The 14,048-nt window shown below is 59.6% G+C and carries 12 protein-coding genes; 10 read left to right on the forward strand and 2 right to left on the reverse strand.

Annotated features, from left to right (window positions below):
• Window positions 1–3 precede the first annotated feature (3 nt).
• The 10 genes from glpK to AB4N74_RS17845 all read left to right on the forward strand — a co-directional run bounded on the left by glpK (window position 4) and on the right by AB4N74_RS17845 (window position 11,773).
• Window positions 4–1,506 carry a glycerol kinase GlpK gene (gene glpK, locus AB4N74_RS17800; RefSeq protein WP_093430586.1) on the forward strand — a complete coding sequence of 501 codons (1,503 nt, stop codon included), beginning with the start codon at window positions 4–6 and terminating at the stop codon, window positions 1,504–1,506.
• A 95-nt stretch (window positions 1,507–1,601) separates the two neighbouring features.
• Window positions 1,602–2,357, forward strand: coding sequence for a DeoR/GlpR family transcriptional regulator (locus AB4N74_RS17805; RefSeq protein WP_007916700.1), 756 nt, complete (start codon window positions 1,602–1,604; stop codon window positions 2,355–2,357).
• A gap of 309 nt (window positions 2,358–2,666) precedes the next feature.
• The gene (gene glpD, locus AB4N74_RS17810; protein WP_093430587.1) at window positions 2,667–4,205 is read left to right on the forward strand and encodes a glycerol-3-phosphate dehydrogenase; all 1,539 of its coding nucleotides are present in this window, start codon (window positions 2,667–2,669) and stop codon (window positions 4,203–4,205) included.
• 551 nt (window positions 4,206–4,756) lie between these two features.
• The gene (locus tag AB4N74_RS17815) at window positions 4,757–5,683 is read left to right on the forward strand and encodes a glutamate/aspartate ABC transporter substrate-binding protein (RefSeq protein WP_077574373.1); all 927 of its coding nucleotides are present in this window, start codon (window positions 4,757–4,759) and stop codon (window positions 5,681–5,683) included.
• Between the two features lie 194 nt (window positions 5,684–5,877).
• On the forward strand, window positions 5,878–6,624 hold the full coding sequence (locus tag AB4N74_RS17820) for an amino acid ABC transporter permease (protein WP_016986630.1): 747 nt from the start codon (window positions 5,878–5,880) through the stop codon (window positions 6,622–6,624).
• A complete protein-coding gene (locus AB4N74_RS17825) occupies window positions 6,624–7,295 on the forward strand; it encodes an amino acid ABC transporter permease (protein WP_003227756.1) in 672 nt (223 codons plus the stop codon). The genes AB4N74_RS17820 and AB4N74_RS17825 overlap by 1 nt, the downstream gene beginning before the upstream one ends.
• Window positions 7,292–8,026, forward strand: coding sequence for an amino acid ABC transporter ATP-binding protein (locus tag AB4N74_RS17830; RefSeq protein WP_007963947.1), 735 nt, complete (start codon window positions 7,292–7,294; stop codon window positions 8,024–8,026). The genes AB4N74_RS17825 and AB4N74_RS17830 overlap by 4 nt, the downstream gene beginning before the upstream one ends.
• A gap of 170 nt (window positions 8,027–8,196) precedes the next feature.
• A complete protein-coding gene (gene aauS / locus AB4N74_RS17835; RefSeq protein WP_093430589.1) occupies window positions 8,197–10,098 on the forward strand; it encodes a two-component sensor histidine kinase AauS in 1,902 nt (633 codons plus the stop codon).
• A gap of 44 nt (window positions 10,099–10,142) precedes the next feature.
• The gene (gene aauR / locus AB4N74_RS17840) at window positions 10,143–11,423 is read left to right on the forward strand and encodes a two-component response regulator AauR (RefSeq protein ID WP_238539501.1); all 1,281 of its coding nucleotides are present in this window, start codon (window positions 10,143–10,145) and stop codon (window positions 11,421–11,423) included.
• Between the two features lie 11 nt (window positions 11,424–11,434).
• The gene (locus tag AB4N74_RS17845) at window positions 11,435–11,773 is read left to right on the forward strand and encodes a GlpM family protein (RefSeq protein ID WP_095048299.1); all 339 of its coding nucleotides are present in this window, start codon (window positions 11,435–11,437) and stop codon (window positions 11,771–11,773) included.
• Window positions 11,774–11,973: 200 nt separating this feature from the next.
• Here the strand turns inward: AB4N74_RS17845 and AB4N74_RS17850 are convergent, their stop codons facing one another.
• Both AB4N74_RS17850 and AB4N74_RS17855 read right to left on the reverse strand, forming a co-directional pair.
• Window positions 11,974–12,639 carry a DsbA family oxidoreductase gene (locus tag AB4N74_RS17850; protein ID WP_460096775.1) on the reverse strand — a complete coding sequence of 222 codons (666 nt, stop codon included), beginning with the start codon at window positions 12,637–12,639 and terminating at the stop codon, window positions 11,974–11,976.
• Window positions 12,640–12,808: 169 nt separating this feature from the next.
• A complete protein-coding gene (locus AB4N74_RS17855; RefSeq protein WP_460101178.1) occupies window positions 12,809–13,843 on the reverse strand; it encodes an alpha/beta fold hydrolase in 1,035 nt (344 codons plus the stop codon).
• Window positions 13,844–14,048: the final 205 nt, after the last annotated feature.

Genomic DNA, 14,048 nt, shown 5'->3' on the forward strand with positions numbered 1-14,048 from the left:
GACATGACCGACATTCAGAATAAGAACTACATCATTGCCCTCGATCAGGGTACGACCAGCTCCCGCGCGATCATTTTCGACCGCGACGCGAACGTGGTCTGCACCGCGCAGCGCGAATTCGCCCAGCATTACCCGCAAGCCGGTTGGGTTGAACACGACCCGATGGAAATCTTCGCCACCCAGAGCGCGGTGATGGTTGAAGCGCTGGCCCAGGCTGGCCTGCATCACGATCAGGTGGCTGCCATCGGCATCACCAACCAGCGTGAAACCACCGTGGTCTGGGACAAGACAACCGGCCGCCCGGTGTACAACGCCATCGTCTGGCAGTGCCGCCGCAGCACCGAGATCTGCCAGCAGCTCAAGCGCGATGGCCACGAAGACTACATCCGCGACAACACCGGTCTGGTCACCGACCCGTACTTCTCCGGCACCAAACTGAAGTGGATCCTCGACAACGTCGAAGGCAGCCGCGAACGAGCGCGCAACGGCGAACTGCTGTTCGGCACCGTCGATAGCTGGCTGATCTGGAAATTCACCGGCGGCAAGGTGCACGTCACCGACTACACCAACGCCTCGCGCACCATGCTCTTCAATATCCATTCGCTGGAATGGGATTCGAAGATGCTGGAAATCCTCGACATCCCGCGCGAGATGCTTCCGGAAGTGAAGGCTTCTTCGGAAATCTACGGCCGCACCAAGAGCGGCATTGCCATCGGCGGTATCGCCGGTGACCAGCAAGCCGCATTGTTCGGGCAGATGTGCGTGGAGCCGGGTCAAGCGAAAAATACCTACGGCACCGGCTGCTTCCTGCTGATGAACACCGGCGACAAAGCGGTGAAATCCCAGCACGGCATGCTCACCACCATCGCTTGCGGCCCGCGTGGCGAAGTGGCTTATGCGCTGGAAGGCGCGGTGTTCAACGGCGGTTCGACCGTGCAGTGGCTGCGCGATGAATTGAAAATCATCAACGACGCCCACGACACCGAATACTTCGCCAATAAAGTGAAGGACAGCAACGGCGTGTACCTGGTGCCGGCCTTCACCGGTCTGGGCGCGCCGTACTGGGACCCATATGCCCGTGGCGCGCTGTTCGGCCTGACTCGCGGCGTGCGCGTGGATCACATCATCCGCGCCGCACTTGAGTCGATCGCTTACCAGACTCGCGACGTGCTCGACGCCATGCAGCAAGACTCCGGCGAACGCCTCAAAGCCCTGCGCGTGGACGGCGGCGCGGTGGCGAACAACTTCCTCATGCAGTTCCAGGCCGACATCCTCGGCACGCAGGTCGAGCGTCCGCAAATGCGCGAAACCACGGCACTTGGCGCCGCGTATCTGGCCGGTCTGGCGTGCGGTTTCTGGGGCAGCCTGGACGAACTGCGTGGTAAAGCGGTGATCGAGCGTGAGTTCGAGCCGAGCCTGGACGAAACCGAGAAAGAGAAGCTGTACAAAGGCTGGAAAAAAGCCGTCAGCCGCACCCGTGACTGGGCGCGTGAAGACGCTGAATAAGCCAACCTTCAGATCCAGATAGGCATCTAACTGGTCGGGAGCGGATTCCTGCGGCATCATGGGCAAATTTTGCACGGCAGCCCAAAGGAAGCCCCATGAATCTGCCTCCCCGTCAGCAGCAAATCCTCGAGCTGGTCCGCGAACGCGGCTATGTGAGCATCGAGGAAATGGCCACGCTGTTCGTTGTTACCCCGCAAACCATCCGCCGCGACATCAATCAGCTCGCGGAAGCCAATCTGTTGCGTCGCTACCATGGCGGCGCAGCCTACGATTCCAGCGTCGAAAACACTGCCTATGCGATGCGCGCCGACCAGATGCGCGATGAAAAACAACGCATCGGTGAAGCCATCGCCGCCCAGATCCCCGATCACGCCTCGCTGTTCATCAACATCGGCACCACCACCGAATCGATTGCCCGCGCCCTGCTCAACCACAATCATCTGAAGATCATCACCAACAACCTGCATGTGGCGTCGATGCTCAGTGCCAAGGATGATTTCGATGTGCTGCTGACCGGCGGCAATGTGCGCCGTGATGGCGGCGTGGTCGGTCAGGCGAGCGTGGATTTCATCAATCAGTTCAAAGTTGATTTCGCCCTGGTCGGGATCAGCGGTATTGATGAAGACGGCAGCTTGCTGGATTTCGATTATCAGGAAGTGCGGGTGTCGCAGGCGATCATTGCCAATGCGCGGCAGGTGATTCTGGCGGCGGACTCCAGCAAGTTCGGGCGTAACGCGATGATTCGGTTGGGGCCGATCAGTCTGATTGATTGCCTTGTAACCGATCAGCAGCCGGTGCCGGCGCTGGCGCAGTTGTTGAGTCAGCACAAGATTCGCCTGGAAGTCGTTTAACTACCCTTCTCTTCATTGTCTGTACTGACGCCTTCGTCGGATCGCCGCCCGGAGCCGGCTCGCTCCCACATTGGAATGCATTTCAAACTGTGGGAGCGAGCCTGCTCGCGAAGGCAATCGAGTAAACAGCACACCTCTAGCGCCCCTTCGCGCATTTAATGTTCGAAAATTTTCTTTTAACTGCCCTTCGATGAGTTTTTTCAATCGAACGTGACTGGCTGCGCGGGTGTTTATGGGCTACCATTTTCGCAAATGAACATTCATGTTCGATTTCCAATATAGAAAATCAAAAGAACCCGAGGCCAGCCGATGTCCACCTCTACCTTGCGTACGCCCCCAATCTCCGAGATCTACGACATCGCCGTCATTGGCGGCGGGATCAATGGCGTGGGGATCGCAGCGGATGCCGCCGGTCGCGGGCTTTCGGTGTTCCTTTGCGAAAAAGACGATCTGGCCAGCCACACCTCGTCGGCCAGCAGCAAGCTGATCCACGGCGGCCTGCGCTACCTCGAACATTACGAATTCCGTCTGGTGCGTGAAGCGCTGGCTGAGCGCGAAGTGTTGCTGGCCAAGGCGCCGCATATCGTCAAACCGATGCGCTTCGTGTTGCCGCACCGTCCACACCTGCGCCCGGCGTGGATGATCCGCGCTGGCCTGTTCCTGTATGACAACCTCGGCAAGCGCGAAAAACTGCCAGGTTCGAAAAGCCTCAAGTTCGGCGCCGACAGCGCACTGAAAAGCGAAATCAAGAAAGGCTTCGAATACTCCGACTGCTGGGTCGATGACGCCCGCCTCGTTGTCTTGAACGCCATGGCCGCCCGCGAAAAAGGCGCTCACGTGCACACCCAGACCCGGTGCGTCAGCGCCCGTCGCACCAAAGGTCTGTGGCACCTGCATCTGGAACGTGCCGACGGCAGTCTGTTTTCGATCACCGCCAAAGCGCTGGTGAACGCCGCCGGCCCGTGGGTTGCCAAGTTCATTCGTGACGACCTGAAGATGGAATCGCCGTACGGCATCCGTTTGATCCAGGGCAGCCACATCATCGTGCCGAAGTTGTATGAAGGCGATCACGCGCACATTCTGCAAAACGAAGATCAGCGCATCGTCTTCACCATTCCGTACTTGAACCACTTCACCCTGATCGGCACCACCGATCGTGAGTACACCGGCGATCCGGCGAAAGTGGCAATCACCGACGCCGAAACCGACTACCTGTTGAAAGTGGTCAACGCCCACTTCAAGCAGCAGATCAGCCGTGACGACATCCAGCACAGCTACTCGGGCGTACGCCCACTGTGCAACGACGAATCCGACAACCCGTCGGCCGTCACCCGTGATTACACCCTGGCCTTGTCGGGCAGCACTGAAGAGGCACCGCTATTGTCGGTGTTCGGCGGCAAGCTGACCACTTACCGCAAACTCGCCGAGTCGGCGATGGCGCAGTTGATGCCGTTCTTCACCCAGATGCGCCCGAGCTGGACCGCCACCGCTACCCTGCCTGGCGGCGAGGACATGACCACCCCGCAAGCCTTGTGCGCGCAGATCCGCGACAAGTTCGACTTCGTGCCGACCGAGATCGCCCGCCGCTGGGCCACCACCTACGGCAGCCGGACCTGGCGCATGCTTGAAGGTGTGGAAAGCCTTGCGGACATGGGCGAACACATCGGCGGCGGGCTCTACACCCGCGAAGTCGATTACCTGTGCAGCGAAGAGTGGGCAACCACGGCGCATGACATTCTGTGGCGTCGTAGCAAGCTGGGGCTGTTTACCACTCCGGCCGAGCAGGAGAAGCTTGCGGCGTATCTGGGTAAGGTTGAGCAGAACCGTAGCAAGATTGAAGCGGCGTGATGTGAACATCGCTTAAACGAAAGCCCCTGAATTGAGAGATTCAGGGGCTTTTTTGTTTTGTGGGCTCTGCAAAATTTGATTGGGTCAGTTAGATCTCTTCCCCCTCACCCCAGCCCTCCCGAAACGTCGGACCGCCCCCAGGGGGTAGAGGGGGAAGGGAGCCGATCTTCATGAGGTTCAAATTCTGAGTTCGACTCGGTATCTCAGGTCGGTGCATCTCGCCCAGTCGCCGCGTTCAGTCCCCTCTCCCTCTGGGCGGTCCGACGTTTCGGAGGGTTAGGGTGAGGGGCTTTTGATCGTTCGGCTTTCCGAACGCGACTTCCCGGTCGATTCGGTAAACCGGATCAGTTACGCCAAAACAAACCATCACAAAACTTTAATAACGTTATAAATCATAAAGTTAAGTACATAACCCTGGTCTGGCACGAGTCATGCTCTACACTCTCTCGACGAATGCTTGTTGTGCCAACACTTCAGGAGCCGTCAGGCATTCGAAGCACAAAAGGGCCGACGAACTGGCTCCATAAAAAAAACAATTCGAGGAAAATTTGATGCGCATCGTTCCCCATATCCTGGGCGCAGCCATTGCGGCCGCTCTGATCAGCACGCCAGTTTTCGCCGCCGAACTCACCGGCACCCTGAAGAAAATCAACGATTCGGGCACCATCACGCTCGCTCACCGCGACAGCTCCATTCCGTTTTCCTACATCGCGGATGCTTCCGGCAAACCAGTGGGCTACTCCCACGACATTCAAGTGGCCATCGTTGAAGCCCTGAAAAAAGACCTGAACAAGCCAGACCTGCAGGTCAAGTACAACCTGGTAACCTCGCAAACCCGTATCCCGCTGATCCAGAACGGCACCGCGGATATCGAGTGCGGTTCCACCACCAACAACGCCGAACGCGCCCAGCAAGTCGACTTCACCGTCAACATCTTCGAAATCGGCACCCGTCTGCTGGTCAAGAAAGACAAGGATGGCAAGCCTTCCTACGCTGACTTTGCCGACCTCAAAGGCAAAAACGTCGTGACCACCGCGGGCACCACGTCCGAGCGCATCATCAAAGCGATGAACGCCGACAAGCAGATGGGCATGAACATCATCTCCGCCAAAGACCACGGCGAATCCTTCAACATGCTGGAAAGCGGCCGCGCCGTAGCCTTCATGATGGACGACGCCCTGCTGGCCGGCGAAGAAGCCAAGGCCAAGAAGCCGGCTGACTGGATCATTACCGGTACTCCGCAGTCCTTCGAAGCCTACGCGTGCATGGTTCGCAAAGACGACCCGGCCTTCAAGAAAGCTGTCGATGACGCCATCGTCGCCCTGTACAAGTCTGGCGAGATCAACAAGATCTACAGCAAGTGGTTCGAAAGCCCGGTTCCACCAAAAGGCCTGAACCTGAACTTCCCGATGAGCGACAAGGTAAAAGATCTGATCGCCAACCCGAGCGACAAGCCGGCGCCTGACGTAAAAATCTGATTCCTGACTAACCTTATTGCCTGAGGGAGGCCACTCTCCCTCAGGCGTCTGTTACTACCTGCGGGCTTCACTGTGGAACACTCGACCTGGCGGTTTCCGAGCCGATCGCGTGTGCCTGACGTTCAGCGTCAGGCGGGAAAGGATCTTCCCCAAGCGGGTGCTTGTACATCGATCGATCTCGAGGGGAGACCCTAATGAATTACAACTGGGACTGGGGCGTGTTCTTCAAGTCCACCGGCGTCGGCAGCGAGACTTATCTCGACTGGTACGTCACCGGTTTGGGCTGGACCATTGCCATCGCCATCGTGGCGTGGATCATCGCCTTGCTGCTGGGCTCCATTCTGGGCGTCATGCGTACGGTGCCGAACCGCATCGTATCGGGCATCGCGACCTGCTACGTCGAGCTGTTCCGTAACGTGCCGCTGCTGGTGCAACTGTTCATCTGGTACTTCCTGGTGCCCGACCTGCTACCGCAAAACCTGCAGGACTGGTACAAACAGGACCTCAACCCGACCACCTCGGCTTATCTGAGCGTTGTCGTGTGCCTGGGCCTGTTCACCGCCGCCCGTGTCTGCGAGCAAGTGCGTACTGGCATTCAGGCGCTGCCACGCGGCCAGGAATCCGCTGCTCGCGCCATGGGCTTCAAACTGCCGCAGATCTACTGGAACGTGCTGCTGCCCCAGGCCTACCGGATCATCATTCCGCCGCTTACCTCGGAATTCCTCAACGTCTTCAAGAACTCCTCCGTGGCGTCCCTGATCGGTTTGATGGAACTGCTGGCGCAAACCAAACAGACCGCTGAGTTCTCGGCCAACCTGTTTGAAGCCTTCACCCTGGCCACGCTGATCTACTTCACCCTGAACATGAGCCTGATGTTGCTGATGCGCATGGTCGAGAAGAAAGTCGCAGTGCCCGGCCTGATCTCCGTGGGGGGTAAATAATGGACTTCGATTTCAGCGGCATCATCCCCGCCATCCCGGGCCTGTGGAACGGCATGGTCATGACCTTGCAGTTGATGGTCATGGGCGTGGTCGGCGGCATCGTGCTGGGGACCATCCTCGCACTGATGCGCCTGTCGTCGAGCAAACTGCTGTCGCGGGTGGCCGGCGCTTATGTGAACTACTTCCGTTCGATCCCGCTCCTGCTGGTGATCACCTGGTTCTACCTGGCGGTGCCGTTCGTGCTGCGCTGGATCACCGGTGAAGACACGCCGATCGGTGCGTTCACCTCCTGCGTCGTGGCCTTCATGATGTTCGAAGCCGCGTACTTCTGCGAGATCGTCCGCGCCGGTGTGCAGTCGATCCCCAAAGGCCAGATGGCCGCCGCGCAAGCGATGGGCATGACCTATGGCCAGACCATGCGTCTGATCATCCTGCCCCAGGCGTTCCGCAAGATGACCCCGTTGCTGCTGCAACAGTCGATCATCCTGTTTCAGGACACCTCGCTGGTCTACACCGTGGGTCTGGTGGACTTCCTCAACTCCGCCCGCTCCAGCGGCGACATCATTGGCCGGTCCAACGAGTTCCTGATCTTCGCCGGTGTCGTCTACTTCATCATCAGCTTTTCCGCCTCGCTGCTGGTCAAGCGTCTGCAAAAAAGGTTCGCCGTATGATCTCTATCAAGAACATCAACAAGTGGTATGGGGACTTCCAGGTGCTGACTGATTGCAGCACCGAGGTCAAAAAAGGCGAAGTGATCGTGGTCTGCGGCCCGTCGGGTTCCGGCAAATCGACCCTGATCAAATGCGTCAATGCGCTGGAGCCGTTCCAGAAAGGCGACATCGTCGTCGACGGCACCTCGATTGCCGACTCGAAGACCAACCTGCCGAAACTGCGCTCGCGCGTGGGCATGGTGTTCCAGCATTTCGAACTGTTCCCGCACCTGACCATCACCGAAAACCTGACCATCGCGCAGATCAAGGTGTTGGGCCGCAGCAAGGAAGAGGCGACCAAGAAAGGTCTGCAATTGCTCGAGCGCGTCGGCTTGTCCGCTCACGCCCACAAACATCCGGGGCAATTGTCCGGTGGTCAGCAACAGCGTGTGGCGATTGCCCGTGCGCTGGCGATGGACCCGATCGTCATGCTGTTCGACGAACCGACCTCGGCGCTCGACCCGGAGATGGTCAACGAAGTGCTCGACGTGATGGTGCAACTGGCCCACGAAGGCATGACCATGATGTGCGTAACCCACGAAATGGGCTTTGCGCGCAAAGTGGCTGACCGGGTGATCTTCATGGACGCCGGCAAGATCATCGAAGACTGCCCGAAAGAGGAATTCTTCGGCGACATCAGCGCCCGCTCCGAACGCGCGCAGCACTTCCTCGAGAAAATCCTGCAGCACTAAAACCGAGTACTTGCGCCATCACACTTATCCCTGTGAGAGCGAGCTTGCTCGCGAAAGCGGACTGACATTCAACATTGATGTTGACTGATCCGGCCTCTTCGCGAGCAAGCTCGCTCCCACAGGGACAGCGGTGAGCCTGCAAGTGTGGTGGTTGACCCAAGGCAACTGTGATGAAATGCGACCCCAATCTCTATCGCGCCGCGCCGCCATCACTTGCCGTGAAGCCTCGTCTGATTCGCCATCTGTTTCTGCCGCCGCTGGTCATCATCCTGATGATCGGGCTGGGTTACGCCGGCTTCTGGACCAGTGAGCATTTTGGCATTCGCAGCCTCAGTGAAAACGGTCAGCGTCAGCTCGAACTGAACGCCCGCGCCGTCGAAAGCGAAATCAGCAAATACACCTACCTGCCCAGCCTGCTGGAACTCGAAACCAGTGTGTCGCAGTTGCTGGCCGATCCGACCCCGGAACACCGGCGAACGGTCAACGATTACCTTGAAGGCCTGAACCGGCGCAGTCGCAGTCGGGCCATCTACGTGATGGACACCACCGGCCGTGTCATGGCCACCAGCAACTGGCGCGATGTCGACAGTTATCTCGGTGAAGACCTGTCCTTCCGCGCCTATTTCCAGAAAGCCGTACGCGGCGAGCCGGGGCGTTTCTACGGCATCGGCAGCACCAACGGCGAGCCCGGCTATTACCTCGCCCACGGCCTCGAAGAGCATGGCAAGATCATCGGCGTCGCCGTGGTCAAAGTGCGCCTGGAAGCCATGGAAGAACGCTGGCAACGCGCACGCCTAGAAGCCTTTGTCAGCGATGAGAACGGCATCATCATTCTCTCCAGCGATCCGGCCCGACGCCTCAAGTCAGTGATCCCGCTCACCGACGAAACCAAAGAAAAACTCGCCCGCAGCCTGCAGTACTACTGGTTCCCGCTCAACGAACTGCAACCGCTGGCCCGGGAAACCCTGTCCGAAGGCGTGGAAAAACTGACCTTCCCCGCCAACAGCGAAGTGCGCTCCGACGATGACGACATCAGCTATCTGGCACAGACCCGGCCACTGAGCGACACACCGTGGAATTTCACCCTGCTCACGCCGTTGCAGGACCTGCGCCGCGAAGCCATCAACCAAGGAATTCTGGTCGCCGTCGCGTTTGCGCTGGTGGCATTCCTGTTGATCGCCTGGAACGAGCGGCGCAAGGTCATCGCCACCCGTCTCGCCGCCCGCGAAGCCTTGCAGGAAGCCAACAATCAACTGGAGCGTCGGATTACCGAACGCACCACTGATCTGCGCGCCAGCAACGAGCGCCTGAAGAGCCAGATCCGCGAACGGCGTCAGGCCGAAGAGACGTTGCGCCGTGCGCAGGATGAACTGGTGCAGGCCGGCAAGCTCGCCGCCATCGGTCAGATGTCGACCAGCATCGCTCACGAATTGAACCAGCCGCTGGCGGCGATGCGTACGCTATCGGGCAACACCGTGCGCTTCCTCGAAAGAGGTCAACTGGATGTCGCCAGCACCAATCTGAAAACCATCAACGAGCTGATCGACCGCATGGGCCGGATCACCGCCAGCCTGCGTTCGTTCGCCCGGCGCGGTGACAACCAGGGCCAGGCCAGCCTCGGCAAAGCCGTGGAGGCTGCGCTGCAATTGCTCGGTGCACGCCTGGAGAGTTCGGCGGTCAACATTCACCGCCAGTTCATCGATGTCCAGGTGCAGATCGACCAGACCCGCCTCGAACAGATTCTGGTCAACCTGATCGGCAATGCCCTCGACGCCATGCAGGCGCAACCCCTGCCCGAGCTGTGGCTGGAGGGTGAAGAATTCAACGCCAAATATCGCCTGCGTGTACGTGACAACGGTCACGGCATCGACGCTGAAGCGCGCAAGCATCTGTTCGAACCGTTCTTCACCACCAAACCCGGCGAACAAGGCCTGGGCCTTGGCCTGACCCTTTCCGCCAGCCTCGCCGCCGCCACCGGCGGGCATCTGGGTGTCGAACACCCGGCCAGCGGTGGCACCACCTTCGTCCTCAGTTTACCGTTGGTAAGCCCTACTCCTGCCGAGCCAATATGAACCACGACCTTAGTGTGCTGATCGTCGAAGACGACCCCCATGTGCTGCTCGGCTGCCAACAGGCGCTGACCCTCGAAGACATTCCCTGTGTCGGCGTCGGCAGTGCGGAAGAAGCGCTGGAGCGCGTCGGCGACAACTTTGCCGGCATCGTCATCAGCGACATTCGCCTGCCGGGCATCGATGGCCTCGAACTGCTGACCCGCCTCAAGCAACGTGATCGCAGCCTGCCGGTGGTGTTGATCACCGGCCACGGCGACATTTCCATGGCCGTCGGCGCGATGCAGAAAGGCGCCTATGACTTCATGGAAAAACCGTTCTCGCCGGAGCGCCTGGTCGACGTCGCACGGCGGGCGCTGGAGCAACGCAGCCTCGCCCGCGAGGTCTCATCGCTGCGCCGGCAACTGGCCGAGCGCGACTCCCTTGAGGGGCGGATCATTGGCCGCTCGCCGGCGATGCAGAACCTGCGCGAACTGATTGCCAACGTCGCCGACACTTCGGCCAACGTGCTGATCGAAGGCGAGACCGGCACCGGTAAGGAACTGGTCGCCCGCTGCCTGCACGATTTCAGTCGTCGCCACAGCAAGCAATTCGTCGCGCTGAACTGCGGCGGGCTGCCGGAAAACCTTTTTGAAAGCGAGATTTTCGGCCACGAGGCCAACGCCTTTACCGGTGCCGGCAAACGCCGTATCGGCAAGATCGAACACGCCGACGGCGGCACGCTGTTCCTCGACGAAGTGGAAAGCATGCCGCTGCCATTGCAGATCAAACTGCTGCGCGTGTTGCAGGAGCGCACCCTCGAACGTCTCGGCTCGAACCAGAGCGTGGCCGTGGATTGCCGGGTGATCGCAGCAACCAAATCCGACCTCGACGAAGCGAGCAAGGCTGGCGAGTTTCGCAGCGACCTGTACTACCGCCTCAACGTCGTGACCCTGGAACTGCCACCGTTGCGCGAGCGCCGCGAAGACATCCTGCAACTGTTCGAACACTTCACCCAGCAATCAGCACTGCGCTTCGACCGCGCACTGCCGGAGCTGGACAACCAGACCCTGTCGAACCTGATGAGCCACGATTGGCCAGGCAATGTGCGCGAACTGCGCAACGTCGCCGAACGTTTTGCCCTCGGCCTGCCGGCGTTCAAAAAGTCCGGCGCCAGCAGTGGCGGACAAGGCCTGGCGTTTGCCGAAGCGGTGGAAGCGTTCGAGCGCAACCTGCTCAGCGACGCCCTGCAACGCAGCGGCGGTAACCTGACTCAGGCCAGCCTGGAATTGGGCATGGCCAAGACCACGCTGTTCGACAAAGTGAAAAAGTACGGGTTGAGCCATTAAGCGAGAACGATGTGGATCTGTTTTTCAAAGCCCTGTTGGGCGCCGCGGTAGTACTGATCATCGCGGCGCTGTCGAAAACCAAAAACTACTACATCGCCGGATTGGTGCCGCTGTTTCCGACGTTTGCGCTGATTGCGCATTACATCGTCGGCAAGGGGCGTTCGATTGAGGATTTGAAGACCACGATTGTGTTCGGCATGTGGTCGATCATTCCGTACTTTGTGTATCTGGCGACGTTGTATGTGATGGTGGATCGGCTGCGGCTGGAGGCTTCGTTGGCGGTGGCGGCGGTGGCCTGGTTGATGGCCGCCACGGTGTTGGTGACTGTGTGGGTGCGCCTGCACGGCTAAGTGCAAAAGCCACCCTCACCCCAGCCCTCTCCCGGAGGGAGAGGGGGCCGACCGAGGTGTCTTGCGTCTGACATTGACCTGAAAGATCCAGTTGATTATGGATTCGGTACAGCACGTTCACGTCGGCGTATCACTCCAGCATCCCCCAATCAGTCCCCTCTCCCTCAGGGAGAGGGCTAGGGTGAGGGGCTTTTAGCTTTTCAGTTGACAGTGCCGCCCTTGGACTCAGCCATGATCTGCCGGATTGCCCCGACAAACGTCTCCACCGGTTGCCCGCCCGTCACCGCATACTGACCGTTGAACACCACGGTCGGCACCGAACTCACCCCGCGCTGCAACCACAACTGCTCCTCCTCACGCACCTCATCGGCGAATTCGTCCGACGCCAGTACAGCCTCGGCCCGCTGGCGACTCAGCCCGACACCTTCAGCAATCTGCACCAGTTGCCGATGATCCGACGAATTGCCGCCCTCACTGAAATACGCCTTGAACAGCGCCTCTTTCAACAGCAGTTGCACACCTTCGAGACCGGCCCAGTGCAGCAAGCGGTGCGCATCAAAAGTGTTGTAGATACGGCTGTTGCCGTCAGTGCGAAACGCAAACCCGAGTTCAGCGCCACGGGCACGAATGGCTTCGCGATTTTTCTGCGATTGCTCCGGGGTCGAGCCGTACTTCTCTTGAATGTGCTCAGCAATGTTCTGCCCGTCTGCGCCCATTTTCGGATTGAGTTCGAACGGCTGAAAACGGATCTCGGCCTGCACTTCGTTGCGCAGGATCTCCAGTGCCTGTAACAGGCCACGCAAACCGACGACACACCAGGGGCAGGAGACGTCGCTGACAAAATCGATTTTCAAGACAGAACTCATCACACACCTCGCGGGGGGGAAATCGTGCGGGAAAATTTGCACGATACACCCCGGCCGGATTTTGTGGTGCCCCCTTCGCGAGCACGCTCGCTCCCACATTTAGATCGCATTCCCCTGTGGGAGCGAGCCTGCTCGCGAAGGGGCCATAACCAACACCGCCCACTTTTGGTTACAGCAGATTCCCGCCCACCACCGGCTCAATCTGCGCCCAATGCGAAGTGTCTTCACGATGCGCCTGCAAATACGGCAGCACCGCCGCCAGCAACGGCTCCTTGAACGCCTCCTGAAAGCGATGCGCCAACCCCGGAATCAGTTTCAACTGGCTGCCGCGAATATGCGCCGCCAGATGAACCCCGTGCATCACCGGCAACAACGGATCCGCCGTGCCATGCACCACCAGCGTCGGTACCCGCAATTGATTGAGCAATGCCACCCGGCTCGGCTCGGCAAGAATCGCCATGATCTGCCGCTTCACGCCTTCGGGATTGAACGCGCGGTCATACGACAGCGCAGCCTGATGCAGCAAGACCTGGCGATCATCGGTGACCGCCGGGCTGCCCAGCGCGGCCAGCAGATCAGCCTGCTGTTCCAGCGCCACCTGTCGATTCGGTGCGCCGCGACGCGACAACAACTGCACCAGCGCCTCGCTGGGTGCCGGCAGACCTTCGGCGCCCGAGGTGGTCATGATCAATGTCAGACTCTCGACCCGCTGCGGTGCCATCGCCGCCATGTGCTGGGCAATCATCCCGCCCATGCTCGCGCCCAGCACGTGGAATTGCTCGACATGCAACGCGTCCATCAAGCCCAGCGCGTCGTCTGCCATGTCGGTCAGGCTGTAAGGCGCTGCCACCGGTAGACCGAGCTTGTAGCGCAGCACTTCGAAGGTCAGATTGGCGTCAGCCGGCGCCTGCCGCCAGGTCGACAGACCGACGTCGCGGTTGTCATAGCGAATCACCCGAAAACCCTGCTGACACAGCGCAACCACTACTTCGTCCGGCCAGTGGATCAACTGTCCACCCAAGCCCATGACCAGCAACAACGCCGGATCCGACGCGCGACCAATGCTCTGGTAAGCCAGGCTCACCTGCTGCAGATCAGCGTGCTCGGTCGGCACATTGACGTCGCAACGCGCCGCCGCCCAAGACGACGATCCGAAAAAAATCGCGACCAGAACAGCCGCGACCGATACAAAACCCTTGACCATGAAAAACACCGAAACGCAGAACCCCAGTAGAGCGCGAGTCTGATGAAGTTTGTTCAAGCGCGCTGCCACACTTCGATGACAGTTTGATGAAGAGTGCCGAGTGGTCATGGGCGGTGGTTGCAAACAATATCTATGTACCGCCATCGCCTTGCGCGATTTCTCTTGAATGACCCGCTCAGGGACGGATTCCCCGCCCCGCCAATGC

The organism is Pseudomonas sp. H3_C08, assembly GCF_054669455.1.

Bases quoted from the DNA above. Each gene is read 5' to 3' on its own strand.
- glpK (WP_093430586.1), top strand. From the start codon at position 4: ATGACCGACATTCAGAATAAGAACTACATCATTGCCCTCGATCAGGGT.
- AB4N74_RS17805 (WP_007916700.1), top strand. From the start codon at position 1,602: ATGAATCTGCCTCCCCGTCAGCAGCAAATCCTCGAGCTGGTCCGCGAA.
- glpD (WP_093430587.1), top strand. From the start codon at position 2,667: ATGTCCACCTCTACCTTGCGTACGCCCCCAATCTCCGAGATCTACGAC.
- AB4N74_RS17815 (WP_077574373.1), top strand. From the start codon at position 4,757: ATGCGCATCGTTCCCCATATCCTGGGCGCAGCCATTGCGGCCGCTCTG.
- AB4N74_RS17820 (WP_016986630.1), top strand. From the start codon at position 5,878: ATGAATTACAACTGGGACTGGGGCGTGTTCTTCAAGTCCACCGGCGTC.
- AB4N74_RS17825 (WP_003227756.1), top strand. From the start codon at position 6,624: ATGGACTTCGATTTCAGCGGCATCATCCCCGCCATCCCGGGCCTGTGG.
- AB4N74_RS17830 (WP_007963947.1), top strand. From the start codon at position 7,292: ATGATCTCTATCAAGAACATCAACAAGTGGTATGGGGACTTCCAGGTG.
- aauS (WP_093430589.1), top strand. From the start codon at position 8,197: ATGAAATGCGACCCCAATCTCTATCGCGCCGCGCCGCCATCACTTGCC.
- AB4N74_RS17850 (WP_460096775.1), bottom strand. From the start codon at position 12,639: ATGAGTTCTGTCTTGAAAATCGATTTTGTCAGCGACGTCTCCTGCCCC.
- AB4N74_RS17855 (WP_460101178.1), bottom strand. From the start codon at position 13,843: ATGGTCAAGGGTTTTGTATCGGTCGCGGCTGTTCTGGTCGCGATTTTT.